The 1,682-nt window shown below is 69.2% G+C and carries 1 protein-coding gene; it reads left to right on the top strand.

Features of this window, described 5'->3' with window-relative positions:
• Positions 1 to 1,153: 1,153 nt before the first annotated feature.
• Positions 1,154 to 1,682: helix-turn-helix domain-containing protein (locus E1258_RS32495; protein WP_207919926.1), on the top strand; the 529-nt coding region annotated here is incomplete at its 3' end.

Genomic DNA, 1,682 nt, shown 5'->3' with positions numbered 1-1,682 from the left:
GACCGGCGATGGACAGCACACCACGCTGAATAAGCTTGTTCATGATCAAAGCTCCATTCGGGGGTTGACGCACACACCCGGACACACCACCCACACGGGCAGGCACGGGAATCTGTGCGCAAGCACCACGCGTACGGGCGCTCTGAGAAAGATCCAGGGGGAACTTCACCACGCCGCAGAAGGGGATCGGAGGATTCACCAGGCCCGCACGGCGGGCTGCTCCAACGGCGTCGACATGGTGTAACGACCAGCCGGCCAGCCCCATTCCCGAGGCCACCCGACCCATCCACCCGCTCGAAGGGGGGCTACGGCCGCACCGGGGATACAACCGACCCACCCCACCAGCCATTCCCCACCAGCCGACCTCGGCCGGCCACCACGCCACGCCACAGCCCCGGTGGTCGACGACCTGAGCGATACCAACGACAGGGCTGCACAGGCTGGATCGCGGCCAGCGCAAACGCCGCAATCCTCAAATCCGATTATGGTGTCTCCGTATTCGGGCATTCCGGGCGGCGGTCGGGGGCGGTTCGCACGTTCCTATTGGTTCGCGGGTTCCGTTCGGCAACCGGCCGATAACCCCCCCCGGCGCGGGGCCGTTTGGTTCGCGGGTTCCGTTCGGCAACCGGCCGATAACCCCCCCCGGCGCGGGGCCGTGTCGGCCGATGCCGGCCGCAGGCCGCCAGCAGGACGGACACGGCCCCGGTCCGGGGTCCGCGATGTTTCGGCAACCGACGTCCTGGTCCTCGTCGACGTCCAGCCGTTCGGCAACTCGGCGTCGGGCAGCTCGTCGACGTCGGGGCCCACTCTTGGGGTGGGCGGCACCCATGACCCCCGGGATCCGTTCGGCAACTGCCGGCGCGGTCTCCGGCCCGTCCGGGCGGCTGACCGCCCCGGCTGGCCGCAGGCCGGGCCGGGCCGGCTCGCCGCGCCAGCGTCTTGATCTGATAGAGGGCAATTTGGCAACGCTATTCGGCAGCTGGTTGTCCTCCGTCGGCTGATGTGCGACACGCGTCCGCCAGCTGATCTGCGACGGTGGTCGGTTCGGCACTCTGGGCCCGACGTCTCCGCGGGGTGTCGGGATTCAGGGAGGCCGGGATTGGCACTGGTTGTCTTGTCGGTTGTTGAGCAACGCCTGGATGCGGTTCGTGCGGTGCTGGCTGGCTCGGACGTGACGGAGGTGGCCGCGAGCTTCGGGGTGCATCGGTCGACGGTGCATCGGTGGGTGGGCCGGTATCTGACCGAGCAACTGGCCGGGTTGGCCGATCGGTCGCATCGGCCGCACTCGTCTCCTGGTCAGGTAACGGAGGCGGTCGAGGTCGCGGTGGCGGAGATGCGTCGGGAGCATCCCCGGTGGGGATCGCGGCGGATCCGGTTGGAGATGCTGCGGAAGACCGGCCCCTGGGTGGTCGGGGACCTGGCGGTGCCGTCGGAACGGACGATCGACCGGATCCTGCAGCGGCAGGGTCTGCTGCGGGCCCGGCCCCGGAAGCGGCCGAAGGACTCGTATCGGCGGTGGGAACGACCCGCCCCGATGCAGTTGTGGCAGATGGACATCGTCGGCGGGGTGCGGCTGGCCAACCCGGCCATGGGTGTGCTGCGGGAGGCGAAGCTGGTCACCGCCGTCGACGACCACTCCCGGTACTGCGTGATCGCCAAGGTCGTCGAGAGGGCCCTATCAC

The sequence above is a fragment of the Micromonospora sp. KC207 genome (assembly GCF_004348615.1).
Classification (GTDB): domain Bacteria; phylum Actinomycetota; class Actinomycetes; order Mycobacteriales; family Micromonosporaceae; genus Micromonospora.
The sequence above is the reverse complement of the archived record's forward strand: the minus strand, read 5'-3'. Positions and strand labels throughout refer to the sequence as shown.